At 74.7% G+C, this 20,382-nt stretch carries 8 protein-coding genes and 1 pseudogene; 8 read left to right on the plus strand and 1 reads right to left on the minus strand.

The window, feature by feature from the left end:
• Window positions 1–184 precede the first annotated feature (184 nt).
• The 6 genes and pseudogenes from ACGF07_RS14685 to ACGF07_RS14710 all read left to right on the plus strand — a co-directional run.
• Window positions 185–4,618: pseudogene (locus ACGF07_RS14685) on the plus strand (beta-ketoacyl synthase N-terminal-like domain-containing protein); the annotation flags it as partial.
• Between the two features lie 7 nt (window positions 4,619–4,625).
• A complete protein-coding gene (locus tag ACGF07_RS14690; RefSeq protein WP_350742533.1) occupies window positions 4,626–5,312 on the plus strand; it encodes a class I SAM-dependent methyltransferase in 687 nt (228 codons plus the stop codon).
• Between the two features lie 175 nt (window positions 5,313–5,487).
• Window positions 5,488–6,000, plus strand: coding sequence for an SRPBCC family protein (locus tag ACGF07_RS14695; RefSeq protein ID WP_392898614.1), 513 nt, complete (start codon window positions 5,488–5,490; stop codon window positions 5,998–6,000).
• Between the two features lie 67 nt (window positions 6,001–6,067).
• On the plus strand, window positions 6,068–7,909 hold the full coding sequence (asnB, locus tag ACGF07_RS14700; RefSeq protein ID WP_392898616.1) for an asparagine synthase (glutamine-hydrolyzing): 1,842 nt from the start codon (window positions 6,068–6,070) through the stop codon (window positions 7,907–7,909).
• An 11-nt stretch (window positions 7,910–7,920) separates the two neighbouring features.
• A complete protein-coding gene (gene ubiG / locus ACGF07_RS14705) occupies window positions 7,921–8,694 on the plus strand; it encodes a bifunctional 2-polyprenyl-6-hydroxyphenol methylase/3-demethylubiquinol 3-O-methyltransferase UbiG (RefSeq protein ID WP_350742539.1) in 774 nt (257 codons plus the stop codon).
• Window positions 8,691–10,460: an FAD-dependent monooxygenase gene (locus tag ACGF07_RS14710; protein ID WP_392898619.1), complete on the plus strand. Its 1,770-nt coding sequence runs from the start codon at window positions 8,691–8,693 to the stop codon at window positions 10,458–10,460. Before ubiG ends, ACGF07_RS14710 begins: the two co-directional genes overlap by 4 nt.
• A 152-nt stretch (window positions 10,461–10,612) precedes the next feature.
• On the opposite strand, the gene ACGF07_RS14715 is transcribed toward ACGF07_RS14710, so the two are convergent.
• Window positions 10,613–11,983 (minus strand): MFS transporter, encoded by a 1,371-nt coding sequence (locus ACGF07_RS14715; RefSeq protein WP_392898622.1) that lies wholly within the window; start codon window positions 11,981–11,983, stop codon window positions 10,613–10,615.
• A gap of 397 nt (window positions 11,984–12,380) precedes the next feature.
• On the opposite strand from ACGF07_RS14715, the gene ACGF07_RS14720 reads away from it, so the two are divergent.
• Both ACGF07_RS14720 and ACGF07_RS14725 read left to right on the plus strand, forming a co-directional pair.
• On the plus strand, window positions 12,381–18,542 hold the full coding sequence (locus ACGF07_RS14720; protein ID WP_392898625.1) for an acyltransferase domain-containing protein: 6,162 nt from the start codon (window positions 12,381–12,383) through the stop codon (window positions 18,540–18,542).
• A complete protein-coding gene (locus tag ACGF07_RS14725; protein ID WP_392898627.1) occupies window positions 18,539–20,380 on the plus strand; it encodes an amino acid adenylation domain-containing protein in 1,842 nt (613 codons plus the stop codon). The genes ACGF07_RS14720 and ACGF07_RS14725 overlap by 4 nt, the downstream gene beginning before the upstream one ends.
• The last annotated feature ends 2 nt before the right edge of the window (window positions 20,381–20,382 follow it).

Consider the following 20,382-nt stretch of genomic DNA (forward strand, 5'->3'; position numbering starts at 1 on the left):
CGCCCACCTCCACACCCACGGCCACCCCGTCGACTGGACCCCCCACCTCCACCCAGGCCACCACCCCGACCTCCCCACCTACCCCTTCCAACACCGCCGTTACTGGGTCGACACCATCGACACAAGCAGCCCGGGCGGCACCGGCAGCGGCCGCAGTACGGTCTGGGAGCCCGACGAGCACACCGCCGGTTCCGCCGCCGCGCAGCTGCTCCGCCAGTTGGCCGACCTCGGCGAGCCCGACCGCGAGCGCCTGCTGCGCGACCTGGTGGAAACCCACGCGAGCGCCGTCCTCGGGCTCACCGGTCCGATCCCGCCGGGCAGTTCCTTCCACGAGCTGGGATTCGTCTCGCTCACCGCCGTCGAGCTGCGCAACCGGCTGATGGCCGTCACCGGTCTCCGGCTCCCGGCCGCCGTGGTCTTCGACCACCCGACGCCCGAGGCCCTGGGCCGCCACCTGCTCGCACTGCTCGCCGGCGTGGACACCGAGGCCGCCGGGGCGCCGTCCGCTCCGGGGACGGCCGACGGGGACGACGAACCCATCGCCATCGTCGCCATGGCCTGCCGGTACCCGGGCGGGGTGCGCAGCCCGGAGGACCTGTGGCAGCTGGTGGCGGACGGTCGCGACGCCGTCTCGCCGTTCCCCGAGAACAGGGGCTGGGACCTCGCCGACCTCTACGACCCCGACCCGGACCGCCCCGGCCGCACCTACGTCCGCGAGGGCGGCTTCCTGCACGACGCCGACCGCTTCGACGCCGCGTTCTTCGGCATCAGCCCGCGCGAGGCGCTCGCCATGGACCCGCAGCAGCGGCTGCTGCTGGAGACCTCCTGGGAGGCCTTCGAACGCGCCGGCATCGACCCGGAGTCCCTGCGCGGCAGCCGGACCGGGGTGTTCGCGGGCAGCAGCGGCCAGGACTACCACCTGCTGGCCCAGGACTCCCCGGACGGGCTGGAGGGGTACCTGCTGACCGGCAACGCGGCCAGCGTGATCTCCGGTCGGCTCTCCTACACCTACGGTCTGGAGGGGCCGGCGCTGACGGTGGACACCGCGTGCTCCTCCTCGCTGGTCGCGCTGCACCTGGCCTGCCGGTCGCTGCGCTCGGGCGAGAGCACGCTCGCGCTCGCGGGGGCCGTCACCGTGCTGTCCACGCCGCAGGCGTTCATCGGCTTCAGCCGGCAGCGCGGGCTGGCTCCGGACGGCCGGTGCAAGCCGTTCGCCGCGTCGGCCGACGGCACCGCCTGGGGTGAGGGTGCGGGTGTGCTGCTGCTGGAGCGGTTGTCCGACGCCCGCCGCAACGGGCATCCGGTGCTGGCGGTGATCCGCGGCTCGGCCACCAACCAGGACGGTGCGAGCAACGGGCTGTCCGCGCCCAACGGCCCCTCCCAGCAGCGGGTGATCCGGCAGGCTCTGGCCAGTGCCGGGCTGGCGCCGGACGACGTGGACGCGGTCGAGGCGCACGGGACGGGCACACCGCTCGGGGACCCGATCGAGGCCGAGGCGCTGCTCGCGACGTACGGGCGCGGCAGGTCGGCGGAACGGCCGCTGTGGCTGGGCTCGGTGAAGTCGAACATCGGCCACACGGCGGCCGCGGCCGGGATGGCCGGCGTGATCAAGATGGTGATGGCGATGGAGCACGGCGTTCTGCCGCCCACCCTGCACACGGACGCCCCGACCCCGCACGTGGACTGGTCCTCCGGGGCGGTCGCCCTGCTCACCGAGCCGGTGGCCTGGCCGGAGGAGGGCCGCCCCCGCCGGGCGGGTGTCTCGGCGTTCGGCATCAGCGGCACCAACGCCCACGTGGTCCTGGAACAGGCCCCGGCGGCGCCGCACCGGCCGTCCGCGCCCGACGCACCCGGGAGCAACACATCCGGATCCGGCACGTCCCCGCTCGTCGCGTCCGGACCCGGCACGCCCGGGCCCGGCACGCCCGGGTCGTCCGAGGCGCCCGCGCAGCCCGCGGCGCTCCTCGCCTGGCCGCTCTCGGCCCGGGGCGAGGCCGCCCTGCGCGGCCAGGCGCAGCGCCTGCGGGACCACCTCGCCGAAGCCCCCGCCGACGCCCCCGCCGCCGGCCCCGCCGCCGTCGGACGCTCGCTGGCGCTGACCAGGGCCGCCCTGCCGCAGCGGGCGGTCGTGCTCGGCCGCGACCTCGGCGAGCTGCGGGCCGGACTGGAGGTGCTCGCCGCGGGCGGCACCGCGCCCGGCGTGGTCCGGGGGTCGGTCGCCGCGGGCCGGGTCGGCTTCCTCTTCCCGGGCCAGGGCAGCCAGCGACCGGGCATGGGCCAGGGCCTCCACCAGGCCCATCCGGTCTTCGCGCGCGCCCTGGACGAGGTGTGCGAGGAGTTGGACCGGCACCTGGCCGGGCCGGGGCGCCCGGCCCTGCGCGAGGTGCTGTTCGCCCCCGCGGGCACCCCCACGGCGGCCCTGCTCGACGAGACGGTGTTCACCCAGGCCGGGCTGTTCGCCGTCGGCCTGGCGTCGTTCCACCTCCTCCGGTCCTGGGGCGTGGTGCCGGACTACGTCGGCGGGCACTCCGTCGGCGAGCTGGCGGCGGCCTGCGCGGCCGGTGTGCTGAGCCAGGAGGACGCCTGCCGCCTGGTCGCCGCGCGCGGCCGGCTGATGCAGGACTCCCCGGAGGGCGGCGCGATGGTGGCCGTGGAGGCCGCCGAGGACGAGGTGCTGCCGCTGCTGGTGGGCCGGGAGGACGGCGTCGGCCTCGCCGCCGTCAACGGGCCGCGGGCCACCGTGCTCTCCGGCGTGGCGGAGGCGGTGGAGGAGGTCGCGGCCGTGCTCGCCGCCCGCGGTCGCCGGACGAAGCGCCTGCGGGTCACCCGGGCCTTCCACTCGCCGCTGATGGACGGTGTGCTGGAGCGCTTCCACCAGGTGGCGGCCTCGCTCGCGTACCGGCCCCCGCGGATCCGGCTGCTGTCGAACCTGACCGGCGAGCCGGCCCCGGCGGAGCAGGTCTGCGCCCCGGAGTACTGGGTGCGGCACATCCGGGAGGCGGTGCGCTTCCACGACGGCGTGCGCCGGATGGCGGCGGACGGCGTGACCACCTTCCTCGAACTCGGCCCGGGCGGCGTGCTGTCCGCCCTGGTGCGGGACGCCCTCGCCGACCGCGATCCGGCCCCGGCGGCGGTGCCGCTCCTGCGGCACGGCCGGCCGGAGGCGGACAGCGCGCTGACGGCGCTCGCCGCCGTCCACGTCCGTGGCGTCCCGGTGGCCTGGGAGGCCGTCCTGGCCGACTCCGGCGCGGGCCCGGTCGCGCTGCCCACCTACGCGTTCCAGCGCCGCCGCTTCTGGCCGGGGGGCGCCGCGGCGACCCCGCGGCCCGCTGCGGCCACCCCCGGCGGGCACCCCGCCGACGAGCCGTCCACCACCGAGCCGCCCGCCGGCGCCTCCCACGCCGCCCGGACCCCCGCAGCGGGCACGTCCGCAGCGGGGGGCCCGGGTCGGCTCCGGGCACGGCTCCGCGCCCTCGGCCCGGCCGAACGCGGCCCCGCGCTGCGCGCGTTGGTGGCCGCCGAGGTGGCCGCCGCACTCGGGCACGCCACCACCGAGGACGTGGAGACCGGCCTGAGCCTGCCCGAGCTGGGGCTCGACTCCCTCGCCGCGACGGAGCTCGGTGCCGCCCTCCGGGCCGCCACCGGGGTGGACCTGCCGGCCGCGACCGTCTTCGAACACCCGACGCTCGACGCCCTCGCCGCCCACCTGGACGCCCGCCTGGACGCCGGCCAGGCGCCGCCCGCCGGTCCGGGCGACGGCCTGCTGGCCTCGCTCGCGCCACGGGCGGCGGGGCTGGGCCGGTTCGCGGAGTTCGGCGAACTCCTCGCCACCGCCGCGCGGTTCCGCGACACCTTCGACGCCCCGCCCGCGCCGTCCGAGCGGCCGGCCCCCGTCCGCCTCACCTCGGGCGCGGCGGAACCCCGCCTCTTCTGCTTCCCGTCGTTCGCGAGCAGGTCCGGCGCCCACCAGTACGCCCGCCTCGCCGCCGCCGCGGGCGGCCGGCACGAGCTGTGGGCACTGCCGGCCCCCGGCTTCACCGCGGGCGAGCGGCTCCCGGCCGACCTCCACGCGCTGGCGCTCCTGCACGCCGAGGACGTCGAACGGCTCGCCGCCGGGCGGCCCTTCGTCCTCCTCGGCCACTCCGCCGGCGGCTGGATCGCCCACGCCGTGGCGGCGCTGCTGGAGGAACGCGGTGTCCACCCGGTGTCGGTCGCCCTGCTGGACAGCTACCGGCCGGGCAGTGCCGTCCTCCCCCTCATCCAAGCCGAGATCGCCGCGCAGGTGACGTCCGGTCAGCTGGGTGCCGCGGGCCCGCTGGACGACGTCTGCCTCACCGCGATGGGCGGCTACGCCCGGCTCTTCGAGGCCTGGCAGCCGCAGCCCCTGGCCTCGCCCACGCTCCACCTGCGCGCCGCCCGGCCGTTGCCCGGTTTCCCCGCCACCGGCTGGCAGTCCGACTGGCCGCTCCCGCACACCGGGGCCGAGGTGCCGGGCGACCACTTCACGATGACCGGCGACCACGCCGCCACCACCGTGCGCGCGGTCCTCGACCGGCTCGCCGAGCCGGTCGCCCGATCTTCCCGACACACCACGATGTCCGATTCCCGACGAGGGTGAGCAGAACATGAGCACTGACAACGGCCACCAGCCCCACGCCCTGGACCAGGCGGTCCTCGACGGCCAGGCCCCCTACCACCGCCGCGCGCTGACCTTCTACGACCTGATCGTGTTCCGCGGCAGCGCACCGCTGTTCTGGCGGTGCTCGCCCCGGAACTTCCAGCAGATGTACAACGACTGCCTGGGCGCGAAGCACCTGGAGATCGGCGTGGGCACCGGCTACCTGCTGGCCCACTCCCGGTTCCCGGTGTCCAACCCGCAGATCACGCTGGCCGACCTCAACCCCAGCACGCTGGACTTCACCGCCGAGCGGCTCGCGCACTTCAAGACCACCAAGGTGGTCGCCAACGCCCTGGAACCGCTGCCGGTGCCCGCCGAGAGCCACGACTCGGCGGCCCTGAGCTTCCTGCTGCACTGCATACCCGGCAGCCTGCGCGAGAAGGGCGTGGCCATCCGGCACGCGGCCGCGGCCGTGAAGCCCGGCGGCACGGTGTTCGGCAGCACGGTGCTGTCGTCGGGCGTGCCGGTCACCGGGGCCGGCCGCTGGCTGATGGACAACCTGAACGCGAAGGGCGTCTTCCACAACGACCGGGACGACCTGGAGGACCTGCGCGACCAGCTGAAGCAGACCTTCGACGACTTCGACCTCGTGGTGCGCGGCTCCGTCGGCCTCTTCCGGGCCCGCAAGGCCTGAGGCGTGTCCGGCCGTTCCCACCGCTCCGCCGGAGCCACCGCCGCCCCCCGCCCCGTCGCCCGCCCACCCCGTCCCTCCCGACCGCACCCCACCGCACCGCACCCGACCGCACCCCACCGCACCGCATCGCACCCCACCGCAGCGTCCCGTCCCGTCCCGGAAAGGAACCGACACCATGGCCACACGCTGGTACCCGATCGAGGAGGCCGACGACTCGTTCTTCGCCAAGGCCCCGCTCTACCACGCCCGTTCGGTCGAGGTGCCGTACTCCGCGGAGGAGACCTGGGCGGCCCTGACCGGCGACGGCGTCTCCAGCTGGACGAAGGGCATGCGGCGCCTCACCTGGACCTCGCCCCGGCCGTTCGGCGTGGGCACCACCCGCGAGATCGAGATGGACGGTGACTTCACCCTCCGGGAGCGCTTCTTCCGCTGGGAGGAGGGCACCCGCAAGACCTTCACCGCGACCGAGGCGACCCGCCCGATCTTCCGCCACCTGGTGGAGGACTACGCCGTCGAACCGACCGAGAACGGCGCCCGGTTCGGCTGGCGGTGGGCGGCCGAGCTGAACCGCCCGTGGTCGTACCTGCAGGGCGCGCTGGACCGCTTCTTCTTCGCCCCCACCGGTCGCTCCCACATCGACGGCCTGCCCGCCTACATGGCCTCCCAGCGCGGCGCCGCGCACCGCTGAGCGCCGGCCACCGCCCCGGCCCACCACCCGGTCCACCACCCCCGCCCCCGAACGAAAGAAGAACCGCATGTGCGGGATCGCCGGCTGGATCTCCTTCCAGCACGACCTCGAACGTGAACTCCCCGCTGTCACCGCCATGACCGACACCATGCTCTGCCGCGGCCCGGACGCCGGCGGCACCTGGCTGTCCCGCCACGCCGCGCTGGGCCACCGCCGGCTCGCCGTCATCGACCTGGCGGGCGGTGTGCAGCCGATGGTCGTCGAGACGCCGGACGGCCCGGTCGCCATGACGTACAGCGGCGAGGCGTACAACTTCACCGAGCTGCGGGACGAACTCCGCCGCCGGGGGCACGAGTTCCGCACCTCCAGCGACACCGAGGCGGTGCTGCGCGGCTACCTGGAGTGGGGACAGGGGATCGCCGACCGGCTCAACGGCATGTACGCGCTGGGCATCTGGGACGGCCGGGTGGACAAGCTGGTGCTGCTGCGCGACCGCCTCGGCATCAAACCGCTCTACTACTACCCGACCGCCGACGGCGTGCTGTTCGGCTCGGAGGCGAAGGCCCTGCTCGCCCACCCCTCGGTGGACCCGGTGGTGGACACCGACGGCTTCCGGGAACTGTTCGGCTTCGTCAAGGCCCCCGGCCGCGCGGTCTGGGCGGGCATGCACGAGGTCAAGCCGGGCACCATGGTGACGGTCGACCGCTCGGGCCTGCGCGAGCACGTGTACTGGCAGCTGGCCGTCGCCGAGCACCGCGACGACACCGAGACCACCGTCCGGCACGTCAGGGAGCTGCTGGAGGACAGCGTGGCCCGCCAGTTGGTCGCCGACGTGCCGCAGTGCGTGCTGCTCTCCGGCGGCCTGGACTCCAGTGCCCTGACCGCCCTGGCCGGCCGGCGGCTGGCGGCCGGGGGCGAGCGGGCGCGCACCTTCACCGTCGACTTCGAGCAGCCGGACGCGTTCCGCCCCGACGAGCTGCGCGGCTCGCAGGACGCGCCGTTCGCCCGCGCCGTGGTCGAGCACGTCGGCACCGAGCACCACGACATCCGGCTCGACCACCTCGAACTGGCCGACCCGCAGGTGCGCCGGGCCACGGTGACCGCCCGCGACCTGCCGTTCGGCTTCGGCGAGGCGGACAACTCGCTGTACCTGCTGTTCAAGGCGATCCGCCGGCACTCGACGGTGGCCCTCTCCGGCGAGTCCGCCGACGAGATCTTCGGCGGCTACCCGTGGTTCCACCTGCCGGCCGTGCAGCAGACCGCGATGTTCCCCTGGGTCACGGCCTCCGGGCTCGGGCCGCGCAAGCACCCCACCAAGCTGATCGACGGCGAGCTGCTGCTGCGGACCCTCGACGTCCCCGGCTACTGGGCGCAGCGCTGGAGCGACTCCGTCGCCGGGATCCCGGTGGTGGAGGGCGAGGACGCGCACGAGCGGCGGATGCGCGAGTTCTGCCACGTCCACCTGACCAGCCTGCTGGGCATGCTGCTGGACCGCAAGGACCGGATGAGCATGGCGGTCGGCCTGGAGGTGCGGGTGCCGTTCTGCGACCACCGCCTGGTGGAGTACGTCTACAACACGCCCTGGGCGATGAAGACCTTCGACGGCCGGGAGAAGAGCCTGCTGCGCGCCGCCGTGCGGGACGTCCTCCCAGGTTCGGTGGTCGAGCGGGTGAAGGCCCTCTACCCGCACACCCAGCAGCTCGCCTACGTGGGCCAGTTGCAGCAGCAGGTCGGCGACCTGCTGTCCGGCGACCACCAGGTCGTCGCGTTCTTCGACCGCGCCGCGCTCGTGGCGGCCGCGGGCGCCCCGCCCGAGGCCGTCGACCGGGACGAGCGGGAGGCGTTCGAGCGGGTCCTCGACCTGGCCGTCTGGCTCGACCTCTACCGCCCGACCATCAAGCTCTCCTGAGGAGTCCCACCATGCCCGTCGACAACGACGTCTACAACACCCACTCCTGGTGGCACGACGACCAGCCGTTCGCGACCCTGGAGGCCTTCACCCCGGCCCGGTTCGACTACTTCCGGGACGTCCTCACCAACCGGCTCCGGCTGGACCTCGAGGGCCTCGAGGTGCTCGACGTGGGGTGCGGCGGTGGCCTGCTGGCCGAGCACTTCGCCGGGGCCGGCTGCCGGGTCACCGGGGTGGACCCGTCCGGCCCGTCCCTGGAGGCCGCCGGCGAGCACGCCCGGGAGTCCGGGCTGGAGATCACCTACCAGCAGGGCTTCGCCGAGCGGCTGCCGTTCCCGGACGGCACGTTCGACCTGGTGTACTGCTGCGACACCCTGGAGCACGTGAGCTCCGTGGACCAGGCGGTCGGCGAGGCCGTGCGGGTGCTCAAGCCGGGCGGCTACTACCTCTACGACACCATCAACCGGACGTTCCGCTCCAAACTGGCGATGATCAAGATGGCGCAGGACTGGAAGTCCGTCAGTTTCGCGCCCAAGGACCTGCACGACTGGAAGAGCTTCATCAAGCCGGCCGAGCTGCACGCCGTCTTCCGCAAGCACGGCCTGGACAACCGGGACCTCGTCGGGTTCGCCTCCACCCGCCCGCAGTTGGAGCTGCTGAAGGCGATGCGGCGCCGGGCCCGGGGGGAGATCACGTACGGCGAACTGGGGCGGCAGTTCCAGCTCGGCGTGCACAAGGACACGTCGGTGATCTACGCCGGCTACGCACGGAAGGCCGCGAAGTGACCACGACCCCCACCCCCGACGTCCGGGTGCCGGTACTGATCGTCGGCGCCGGCCCGGCCGGTCTGACCGCCTCGCTGGCGCTGTCCCGCTACGGCGTGGCGCACCTGGCGGTCGGCAAGTACCCGGGCACGGCCCACACCCCCCGCGCCCACCTGCTGAACCAGCGCACCGGCGAGATCCTGCGCGACCTCGGTGTCGAACAGCAGGTGGCGGCCGCGGCGACCCCGGCCCCCCTGCTGGCCAACCACGTCTTCATGTCGACCTTCACCGGCCCCGAGGTGAGCCGGCTGGACGCCTACGGCAACGGTCCGGACCGGATCGGCGACTACCTGGCGGCCAGTCCGAGCAGGATGTGCAACCTCGCCCAGCACCTGCTGGAGCCGCTGCTGGTCGAGCAGGTCCGGGAGGCCGGGGTCGGTGAACTCCGCTTCGGCCACGAGTTCCTGCGCATGGAGCAGGACGACGACGGGGTCACGGCGGTGATCGCCGACCGGCAGTCCGGCCTGGAGTACACCGTGCGGGCCGACTACGTGATCGGCGCGGACGGCGCGCGGAGCCGGGTGATGGAGCAGGCCGGGCTCACCGTGGAGGGCGCCACCGGGCTGGCGAAGGTCGCCTCGGTCTGGTTCGAGGCGGACCTCTCTCCGTACTGCGCGGACCGCCCGGCCATCCTCTACATGGGCGCCGTGCCGGGGAACCCGCCCGAGGACGGCCGGGTGTTCGTCAGCATCCGCCCCTGGAACGAATGGGTGTACCTGCGCTTCCTCGACCACGGCGCGGAGTTCGACCGCGACGACCACGAGGAGATCCTCGCGCACATCCGGGAGAGCATCGGCGATCCGTCCGTCGAGGTGAGGATCAAGAACGTCTCGCCGTGGGAGGTCAACGCGGTCGTCGCCCCCCGCTACGCGAACGGCCGGGTGTTCTGCGTCGGCGACGCGGTGCACCAGATGCCGCCGACCAACGGCCTCGGGCTGAACTCGGCGGTCGCCGACTCCTTCAACCTGTGCTGGAAGCTGAAGCTGGTGCTGGACGGCTCGGCCTCACCGGCCCTGCTGGACACCTACCAGGCCGAGCGGCTGCCGGTGGGCGGGCAGATCGTCGACCGGGCGGTCCGCAGCATGATGGACTTCCTCGGCATTCCGGCGGCGCTGGGCTTCACCGCCGGGCAGAGCGCCGCCGAGCAGTGGGAGCTGCTGCGCGGCCTCGCCGACGACACCGAGGAGGCGGCGGCCCGGCGCGCCGCGCTGGCCGCCGCGACGGACCGGATCAACTACCAGGTCAACGCCCACGGCGTGGAGATCGGCTACCGCTACCGCACCGGTGCCCGGGTGGACGACGGCACCCCCGAGCCGGCCGACGACCGGGACCCGGAGCTGTACTACCGGCCCACCACCTGGCCCGGCGCGCGGCTGCCGCACGCCTGGCTGGAGGACGGCGGCCGGCGCCGCTCCACCCTGGACGTGGTCGGCCGCGGCCGATTCGTCCTGCTCACCGGCCGGGGTGGTGACCGCTGGCACGACGCCGCCCGGGAGGCCGCCCGGCTCACCGGGGTGGCCGTGACGGTCCGCACGATCGGCACCGCCGAGGGCCTGCGGGACCCGTACGGGGCGTGGGAGCGGCTGCGCGAGGTCGACGCCGACGGCGCCGTCCTGGTCCGCCCGGACGGGCACGTGGCCTGGCGCGCCCGGACCGCCGACTCCGCCGCAGAGCTGCCCAAGGTGCTGGCCGCCGTCCTGCACGCGCCGGCCGGCCCCGCGGTCTGATCACCCGCCGGGCGGGCCCTTCCCGGGAGGGGCCCGCCCGGCGCCCGGGCGTTCCCGGGCGCCCTGTCGGCCCTCGGAGCGGCCGGCTCAGACCGGCCCCGCCCGGCTCAGACCGCCCGGCTCCGCTCAGACCCGCCCCCGCCCGGCTCCGCTCAGGCCCGCCGCCGCACGGCGATGAACGCCGCGCCCAGCAGACACGCCACGGCGGCGGCGACGTACGCGAGGTGGTAGCCGCCGAGCTGGTCGTCGCTGGTCGCCGCGACCAGGACCATCACCGCCACGCCCACGCTCGCGCCGATCTGCTGGGTGACCACGTTCACCGCCCCGGCGACGGCGTGCTGCCGCGTCGGGACGCCGGCGAGCGCGGCGGAGGTCATCGAGGGGAAGTTCAGCCCCTGGCCGATGCCGCTGATCACCAGTCCGGGCAGCACGTGCCACAGGTAGCTGCCGTCGTGCGGGGTGCCCAGCCACAGCCCGGTGCCCACGCCGATCAGGACGAGGCCGACGGCCATCAGCGTCCGCGGGGCGTACCGGGCCAGCAGGCGCCCGGTGGCGAAGTTGGCGGTGAGGAACACGGCCAGCGACATCGGCACCAGCGCCACGCCGGACTCGAACGGCGAGTAGTGCAGCATCCCCTGGAGGTACAGCGGCGCGAAGAACAGCATCCCGACCGAGCCGGTGTACTGGAGGAACGCCGCCAGGCTCGCGGAGCGCACCGAGGTGATCCGGAACAGCCCGAGCGGGAGCACCGGGTCGGCGGTGCGGTGCTCGCGCACCACGAACAGCGCCAGGAGGACCACCGCGGCGCCGAGCACGCCCCAGGCCGTCGCGCCGTCGCTGCTCACGCCGACGATGAGCAGGGTGAGGCCGAGCGTGCCCGAGATCGCGCCGGGCAGGTCCAGCCGGCCGCTGTGCCCGGCGCCGCCGGGCAGTCCGGCCCGCGTCGCGGCCAGCACGGCGAGCCCGAGCAGCACCGAGAACCACAGGACCGAGCGCCAGCCGAGGAGTTGGGTCAGCACCCCGCCCAGCAGCACCCCGCCGCTGAAGCTCGCGGCGCCGACCGCCGCGTACACGCTGAGCGCGCGGTTGCGCGCCGGGCCCGCCGGAAACGTCCCGGTGAGCAGGGCCAGCGCAGCCGGCCCCGACAGGGCGGCGCCGATGCCCTGGGCGCCGCGCGCGCCGAGCAGCACCGCGGTGTCCGGAGCCAGTGCGCCGACCAGCGCGGAGGCGGTGAACAGGGCGACGCCCGCCTCGAAGACCCGCCGCCGTCCGAGGACGTCGGCCAGGCGTCCGCCGATCAGCAGGAAGCCGGCGAAGGTGACGGCGTAGGCGGTCATCACCCACTGGAGCGTGGTGTCGTCCAGGTCGAAGCGCGTTCCGACGGAGGGCAGGGCGGCGTTGAGCACCCCGAGGCCGCTCACGTCGAGGGCGAGCGCCCCCGCCAGCACGCCGAGGGCCAGCCCCGGCCGGCGCAGCGGCTCGACCGCGGGATCCGACGTCGCATCAACTTCCTCAACTGCCATGCGGATCAGCTTGCACGGGTCACTCGGCCGCCGTCTACCCCACCCGTACCGCGGCCCCGGCTCCGCGGCGAACCGCCTCCGCCCACCGCCGGACAGGAGAGCGAACCGGACACTTTGCGGAGCGATTCCCGCCACTGCCCCATCCGCCGCTCGCAGGGCGCTTGTCTCACCATTCACAGGGTGGCACTCTGATGTGCACCCGTCAGGTGCGTACCGGGCACTCTCCCGACGCCAACGGGAATTCCCCCAGATCCGTGCCCATCTCCGCGCTCGAGCGCGGACCCGGAGAGCAGCGCCGCGGAATCCCCGGCAGCGACGTGCCGGACGGCACGCGTCCCCCGCGCCCGGAGCCGAAACCCGCCCGCCCCCGTCCATCCGCCCCGGTGAGGGAGTCGCCATGCCCCGAGAACGCGCAGCGCACGACGTGTCCGCCGTCACGGCCTTCCTGCTCTCCCGCGTCGCCGAACTGCTGGACGTGCCCGCGGGCGCGGTGGACCGCTGGGCGCCGATCCACCGGTACGGACTGGACTCGGCGAGGTCGGTGGCCCTCGCGGCCGCCCTGTCCGAGTTCCTCGGCCGGCCCGTCCCGGCCACCTGGATCTGGCAGTACCCGACCGTCGACGAGCTGGCCCGGGTGCTGGTCGACGGCCCGCCCGCGCCGGAACCCGCCGCGGGCACCGGCCGCCGCGCGCCCTCGGCCGAGCCCGTCGCGGTCGTGGGCATCGGCTGCCGGTTCCCCGGCGGGCCGGACCCGTCCTCGTTCTGGCGGCTGCTGGTCGAGGGCGGCGACGCCGTCGGTCCCGTCCCGGCCGCCCGAAGAGCGCTCCTCAACGACCGGGTGCGCTGGGGCGGGTTCATCGACGGCATCGACCGCTTCGACCCGCTGTTCTTCGGCATCTCCCCCCGCGAGGCCGTCCAGATGGACCCGCAGCAGCGCCTGGTCCTGGAGTTGTGCTGGGAGGCCCTGGAGGACGCGGGCATCCCGCCCCGCACCCTGGTCGGCAGCGACACCGGCGTGTTCATGGCCTCCTGCTGGGGCGACTACGCCGCGCTCGCGCACTACCGCGGCCCCGACAGCCACATCACCCCGCACACCGCGACCGGCATGCACGACGGCATCATCGCCAACCGCGTCTCCTACGTCCTCGGCCTCCAGGGCCCCAGCATGGCCATCGACGCGGCCTGCGCCGGCTCGCTGGTCTCGGTGCACGTGGGCTGCCAGTCGATCCAGCTCGGCGAGAGCGACCTCGTGCTCGCCGGCGGCGTCAACCTGAGCTTCGTCTCCGACTACTACACCGCCATGGACCAGATGGGCGCGCTCGCCCCGGACGGCCGCTGCAAGTCCTTCGACGCCCGCGCCGACGGCTACGTCCGCGGCGAGGGCGCCGGCGTCGTGGTGCTCGCCCCGCTGAGCCTGGCGCTCGAACGCGACCTGCCGGTGTACTGCCTGATCAAGGGCAGCTCCTCGAACAACGACGGCCCGAGCAACGGCATGACCGCGCCGAACCCCCAGGCACAGGAGAAGATGCTCCGCACCGCGTACCGGCGGGCGGGCATCGCACCGCACCTCGTCGACTACGTCGAGTGCCATGGCTCCGCGACGCCCCTCGGCGACCCGATCGAGGCCAACGCCATCGGCGCGGTCCTGGGCGGCGAGCGCGCGGAGCCGCTGCGGCTCGGGTCCGTCAAGTCCAACGTCGGGCACCTCGAGGCCGCCGCCGGCATCGTCGGGCTGGTCAAACTGGCGCTGTCGATGCGCAACGGCGTGCTGCCGCCCAGCCTCCACTACAGCGCGCCCAACCCGCAGATCCTGTTCGACGCCTACAACCTGACCGTCCAGGACCGGCTCACGCCGTGGCCGCGGCGCTCCGACGCCCGCCGCGCAGGCGTCAGCTCCTTCGGTTTCGGCGGCGCGATCTGCCACCTCGCCGTCGAGGAACTGCCGCGGCCCGAGAGCTCGTTGCTGCTGCTGGCCGCGGACTCCCGGGAGGAGTTGGCCCGGCGGGCCGCGGCACTGCGCGACGAGGGCGACCTGCGCGCGCTCTGCCGCCGCACACCGGGCGACGGCCCGTACCGGCTCGCCGCCACCGCCTGCGACATGGCCGAACTCAGGGCCCGGCTGGACGCGTTCGGCCGCGGCGAGCCGGCGCCCGGGCTGAGCACCGGCGAGCCGGCCGGCCGCCCGCCGCGGGTGGCGTTCCTGTTCTCCGGCAACGGCTCCCAGTGGGCCGGCATGGGCAGGCAACTGCTGGCCGGCCTGCCCGTGTTCCGCCGGTCCATGATGAGGTCCGACCGGCGGATGCGGGACCTGCTGGGCTTCTCGGTCGTCGAGCAGCTGCTCGCTCCCGACGGCCGCATCGACGACATGGACGTCTTCCAGCCGCTGCTGTTCTCGATGCAGGTCGCCCTCGCCGATAGCTGGCGCTCGCTGGGGGTCGAGCCGGTCGCCGTCGTGGGGCAGAGCGTCGGCGAGTTCGCCGCCTCCCACGTCGCCGGCGCCCTCGACTTCGACGACGCCTCGCGGCTGGCCGCCCACCACGGCCGGCTCCTCCAGCAGCTGGCCGTCGGCCGGGGCGAGGGCATCGTGGTGACGACCGCCGCGGAGGACGTCGAGCGGCACCTGAGCGGCCGGCTCACCGTCTCCGGCCGCAACGGTCTCAACTCCACCCTGGTCACCGGCACGCCCCAGGAGATCGACGACCTCGTCCGGCGGCTGACCGAGGAGGGCGTCATCCACCACCGGGTGCGGATGGGCCACGCCCCCCACTCGCCGCTGGTCGACCACGTCCTCGCCCCGCTGAAGGCCGAACTCGACGGCATCAGGCCCCGGAGCGCCCGCATCCCGATGGTCTCGACGGTCACCGGCGAACGCGTCGACGGCACCGAACTCGGCCCGGACTACTGGGCGGACAACCTCCGCCGGGAGATCCGGATGGTCGACGCCCTGACCCGCCTGCGCGACCACGACGTCGACGCGGTGATCGAACTCAGCCCGCACCCCGTCCTGTTGAAGTCCGTCGCGGAGATCCTGCCGGCGGCCACCCTGCCCTCGCTGCGCCGGGGCGCCGACGAGGCCTCGACCCTGCTCGGCTCGCTCGGCGCCCTGTTCACCGCCGGACTCCCCGTCGCCGCCCACCCGTTCCTCGCGGGCGACCGGGGGCGGCACGTCACGCCGGGCCACGGCGACGCCGCGGCCGACGGGCAGCTGCACCTCGTCCCCGTCTCGGCCCGTACGGCGCAGGCGCTCACCGACACCTGCCGGGAGCTGTCCAACCACGTCGAACGCGACCCGGGCTTGCGGGTCGCCGACCTCGCCTACACCCTCGCCGCCAGGCGCAGCCACCACAACCACCGGATCGCGCTGTTCGCCCGCAACCGGCAGGAGGTCCTCGACGGCCTCGCCCGGGTCGCCGCCGGGCAGCCGCACCCCGACGTCGTCACCGGCACCGTCCCCGGCAACGCCGACCGGCGGGTGGCGCTGGTGTTCTCCGGCGGCGGCACCCAGTGGGTCGGCATGGGCCGGGAGCTGCTGCGCTCGCACCCCGGCTTCCGCACCTGGATGCGGGCCTGCGACGCCGCCGTGCGCGCCGCCGGCGGCTGCTCGGTGCTCGAGCGGCTCGCCGCGCCGGCCGAGCAGGCCCGGTACGAGGAGATGGACCTCCAGCAGCCGGTGCTGTTCGCCCTCCAGGTCTCGCTGGCGAAGGTCTGGCTCGAACTCGGCGTCCGGCCGGCCGCGGTGGTGGGCCACAGCCTGGGCGAGGTCGCGGCCGCCTGCGTCGCCGGCGCACTGTCCCTGGACGACGCCGCCCGCGTCGTGGTCGCCCGGTCGCACCTGCTCGAGCACCGGGCCGCGCCGGGCGCCATGATCTCGGTCGACCTGCCGGAGGCGGAGCTGATGCCGCGGCTCGCCCCGTACGCCGAGCACGCCGCCGTCGCCGTGGTCAACAGCCCCACCAGTGCGGCCGTCTCGGGCACGCCCGAGGCCGTCGCCGCCCTGGAGGCCGACCTCACCCGGGACGGGATCTCCGTCCGGCGGATCCGGGTCGAACGCCCGGTGCACAGCCCCGGCATGGACCCCCTGATCCAGCCGCTGCGGGCGAGCATCGACGGCATCACCCCGCTGACGCCCGCCATCGACTTCCACTCCACGGCGCTGGCCGACACGGTCAACCCGGTCACCGGCGTGGACTACTGGGTGCACAACCTGCGCAACCGGGTCCGCTTCGCCGAGACGATCGGCACCCTGGTCGACCGGGGCATCGGCACCTTCGTCGAGATCGGCCCGCACGAGACGCTGCGCGGCGCGGTCGAGGAGATCGCGCTGACCCGCGGGGCGCGGGTGCACGCCGTCAACTCGCTGCGGCGCCAGGAGAGCGACCTCCGCTGCCTGCTGGGCGCCGCCGCGTCGCTGTACGTCAGGGGCGTCCCGCTGACCTTCGATGGACTGTTCGCCGACGACGTCGAGCTGGTGGAGACGCCGCTCGTCCAGTGGCAGAAGGACCGCTACTGGATCGACTCCGAGCCCCCGCGCGCCGTCGCCCCGGCCGCGGCCCCGGCCGCGGCCCGGCCGGCGGAGGCCGCGGAGGCGTCGGGGACATCGGGGGCCTCGGGGACGTCCAACGCCGTGGACACGTCGGGAACGGCGGGATCACCGCCCGCGTCGGCCCCACCCGCGGAGGACCGCCCGGTGGAGAACCGCCCCGTGGAGGAGGTCGTCCTCGCCGAACTCGCCGACGCCCTGGGCGTGCCCGCGAGCAGGTTCGACGGGAACGCCGGGCTGCGCGACTTCGGCCTCGACTCGATGCTGGCGATCCGCCTCGTCAACCGGCTCCAGTCGCTGTTCGGACACCGGGTGTCCCCGGTGGTGTTCCTGGACGGCCGCACCATCGCCGAGGTCGTCGGCCACTGCGCCGAGGTCGTCGCCGGACGGCCCGCGCCCGCGCCGCCCTCGGCCACCCGACCCGCACCCGTATCCGCACCCGCACCCGCACCCGCACCCGCACCCGCCCCGTTATCGGCCGAGACCGAGGCCGAGGCCGGGACCGAGGCCGGGGCCGAGGCCGGGGCCGAACCGAAGCGGACATTCCTCGACGAGCTGTCCGAACTGGACGCCGCCGAACTGGTGGAGGAACTGGACGCGCGCGGCCTGCTGGACGCCACCGACGCACCGCCGCTGGCCCAGCTGCGCACCGACGGCCTCGGCTTCGAACTGGCGCCCGCCTCGCACGGCCAGGCCTCGCTGTGGTTCATGCAGATGGTCGCGCCCGACGCGGTGCCCTACAACTTCATGGTCGCCGCGCGGATCCGGGCCGCCGTCGACCAGGCAGCCCTGGAGCGCGCCGTCCGGTCGGTGGTGGAACGGCATCCCGCCCTGCGCACCCTCTTCGTGGAGGCGGGCGGCAGCCCCTACCAGGTCATCCTGGACGAACCGGTGTACGAGTTCGCCGTGGTGGACGGCTCCGCCCTGGACGACGAACAGGCCCGGGAGGAACTGGCCCGGTACGGACACGAGCCGCTCGACCTGGACAACGGGCCGCTGGTGCGGGTCGTCCTCCTGACGCGCGGACCGGCGGACCACTACCTGCTGGTGCTGGTCCACCACATCGCCTCCGACGCGGCGTCGGCCGACGTGATGATCCGCGAACTCCAGGAGTACTACCGGGCCGCCGACCCCGCCGACCGCGAACCCGCGGCCCCGTACACCGAGTTCGTCGCCTGGGAGCGGCAGTGGCTGGCCGGCCCGGCGGCCGACGCCGCCCTGGACTGGTGGTCGCGCCAGCTCGCCGACCCGCCCGCCCGCCTCGACCTGTCCGACGCGGAGCGACCGCCCGGCGTCACCTACGAGGGCCGCGACCTCGCGTTCCGCTGGAGCGCCGAGGAGACGCGCCGGCTGCGGGAGTTCGCGGTGCGCGAAGGCGTGTCGATCAGCACCGTGGTGCTGGCCGGGTTCTTCGCCACGCTGAACCGGGCGGTGGGCACCGAGGACTCGGTCCTGGCCACCGCCATCGCCCAACGGGCCGAGCCCGGTTGGGAGTCCGCCGTCGGCTACTACCTCAACACCGTGCTGGTCCGGGCGAACCCCGCCGGCGACCGCAGCTTCCGCACCCTGCTGCGGGAGGTCCACGCCTTCTCCCTCGGCCTCCTGGAGCACATGAACTACCCGCTCGACCTGCTGGCCTCCCAGCTGAAGCCGCCGCGGGCCGAGGGCCGCTCCCCGTGGTTCGACGTGGTGGTGAACTGGCTCTCCTCGGAGGCCTTCCCGCGCTCCGTGAAGCTCTTCCACGGCGTCGGGAACACCCTCGCACCCGACGGCGCGCTGCCGCTCGAACCGCTTCAGGTGCGCAGGCACCTCGCCAAGTTCGACCTCGAGATCTCGATGGCCGACATCGACGGCGAGGTGGCCGGCCACGTCCAGTTCAAACCGAGCTACCTGGAAAGGCAGACCGTGACGGCACTGCTCGCGCTGTACCGCACCGTCCTCTTCGAGTCGATCGCCCGGCCCGACCTGCCGCTGGCCGACATCGCCCCGGCCGGCCTGCCCGAGGGAGCCGACCGGTGACCGCGACCCTGCACTCCGAGTTCGTCGAGCAGGCGCTCAAGAACCCCGAGGCGACGGCCGTCTACTCCGACGCCGGCCTCCTCAGCTACGCGGAACTGAACCAGCGCTCACGGCAGTTGGCGGAGCGGCTGGTCGCCGAGGGCGCGGGGCCGGGCGTCCCGGTCGGCATCTGCGTCGAGCGCACCCCCGATCTGCTCGTCGCCGTCCTGGCGGCGCTGCGCGCCGGATCCTGCTACCTGCCGCTGGACCCGAACTACCCCGCCGACCGGCTCGCCTTCATGGTCCGCGACAGCGGGACCGCCCTGCTGCTCACCACGCCCGCCTCCCGCGCCAGTTGCCCGCCCGGCCCGACCGTCGTCCTGCTGGGCGACACCGTGAAGACCGAGGCCGGGGCCGCGCCCGTACCGGTCGTGCCCGAGGACACCGCGTACGTCATCTACACCTCCGGCTCCACCGGCACGCCCAAGGGTGTCGCCGTCCGGCACGCCGGCTGCACGGCGATGCTCGCCGAGCTGGACCGGATCCTCGAGGGCCGGGACCTCAGCGGGGTGTCGGCGGCCAGCTCGATCTGCTTCGACATGTCCGTGATGGAGGTCTTCGGCGCGCTGTGCCGCGGCGGCGCCGTCGTGCTCGTCGAGAGCGCCGTGCACCTGCCGGAGAGCCGGTACGCCGACCGGATCACCCACCTGAACGTCGTCCCCTCCGTCATGAACTCCCTGCTCGACGCCGGGGCGCTGCCCCCGAACGTGCGCACCGTCGTGTTCGGCGGGGAGGCCCTGCACCGCAAGCTGGTGGACCGGACGTACCGGGAGACCGGCGTCGACCGGGTGTTCAACGCCTACGGCCCCACCGAGGGGACGGTCTTCTGCGCCTTCGGGCCGGTGCCCGAGGACGGCACCGACGAGCCGACCATCGGCCCGCCGACGACCGGCGCCCGGGTCTACGTGCTCGACGACGACCTGGCACCGGTCCCGGCCGGGCGGCCCGGTGAGCTGTACCTCGGCGGCGTCGGCCTGGCCCACGGCTACGTCAACCGGCCGCGGACCACCGCCGAACGCTTCCTGCCCGACCCGTTCCGCAGCGGCGAGCGGATGTACCGCACCGGAGACCTCGTCAGCTTCACCGACGGCGGCGAACTGCGCTTCCTCGGCCGCACCGACCACCAGGTGAAGCTGCGCGGCCACCGCATCGAGCTGGAGGAGGTCGAGGCCCGGCTGACCGCCTGCCCCGGGGTCCGGGAGGCCGCCGCCGCCGTCCGGGGCAACCGGCTCGTCGGCTACGTCGTGCCCGCGGACGAGGCAGGCCCCGGGGGTGACGGCGCGTCCCAGGACGGCGCCCGGCCGGAAGCCGCCCTGCGCAGCGCCGTCACCGGCCGGCTCGCCGCCGAACTGCCCGAGTACCTGGTGCCCTCGACGATCGTGGTCCTTCCGGCCCTCCCGCTGGGCCCGGGCGGGAAACTCGACCGCACCGCGCTCCCCGAGCCGCCGGCCGCCGGCACCGGCGGGCCGCTGACGGCCGCGAGCACGCCGACCGAGGTCGCCCTGGCGGAGATCTGGGGCCAGCTGCTGGGCCTCGAACCCGCGGGGATCGACGTGCAGTCCGCCTTCTTCGACCTCGGCGGCGACTCGCTGCTGCTCATCCGCCTCGCCCGGCTGATGACCCGGCGCTTCGACCGCCGGGTCCGCGTGCCCGACCTGTTCAGCTTCCGCGACATCGCCTCCCTCGCCCGCTGGCTCGACGACGACAGCGGCGCCGCCCCCGAGGTCGTCCGGTCGGCGCGGGAGCGCGCCACCGCCCGCCGCGCGGCGCTGCGCGGCCGCGGCGCCACCGGCCGCTGAGA

Origin of the sequence: Kitasatospora sp. NPDC048194, from assembly GCF_043202455.1 — a bacterium.
In the GTDB taxonomy this organism is placed as follows: Bacteria; Actinomycetota; Actinomycetes; order Streptomycetales; family Streptomycetaceae; genus Kitasatospora.

What these genes read in the sequence shown, in the direction of transcription:
- ACGF07_RS14720 (WP_392898625.1), top strand. Translation starts at nt 12,381, where the DNA reads ATGCCCCGAGAACGCGCAGCGCACGACGTGTCCGCCGTCACGGCCTTC.
- ubiG (WP_350742539.1), top strand. Translation starts at nt 7,921, where the DNA reads ATGCCCGTCGACAACGACGTCTACAACACCCACTCCTGGTGGCACGAC.
- ACGF07_RS14715 (WP_392898622.1), bottom strand. Translation starts at nt 11,983, where the DNA reads ATGGCAGTTGAGGAAGTTGATGCGACGTCGGATCCCGCGGTCGAGCCG.
- ACGF07_RS14690 (WP_350742533.1), top strand. Translation starts at nt 4,626, where the DNA reads ATGAGCACTGACAACGGCCACCAGCCCCACGCCCTGGACCAGGCGGTC.
- asnB (WP_392898616.1), top strand. Translation starts at nt 6,068, where the DNA reads ATGTGCGGGATCGCCGGCTGGATCTCCTTCCAGCACGACCTCGAACGT.
- ACGF07_RS14695 (WP_392898614.1), top strand. Translation starts at nt 5,488, where the DNA reads ATGGCCACACGCTGGTACCCGATCGAGGAGGCCGACGACTCGTTCTTC.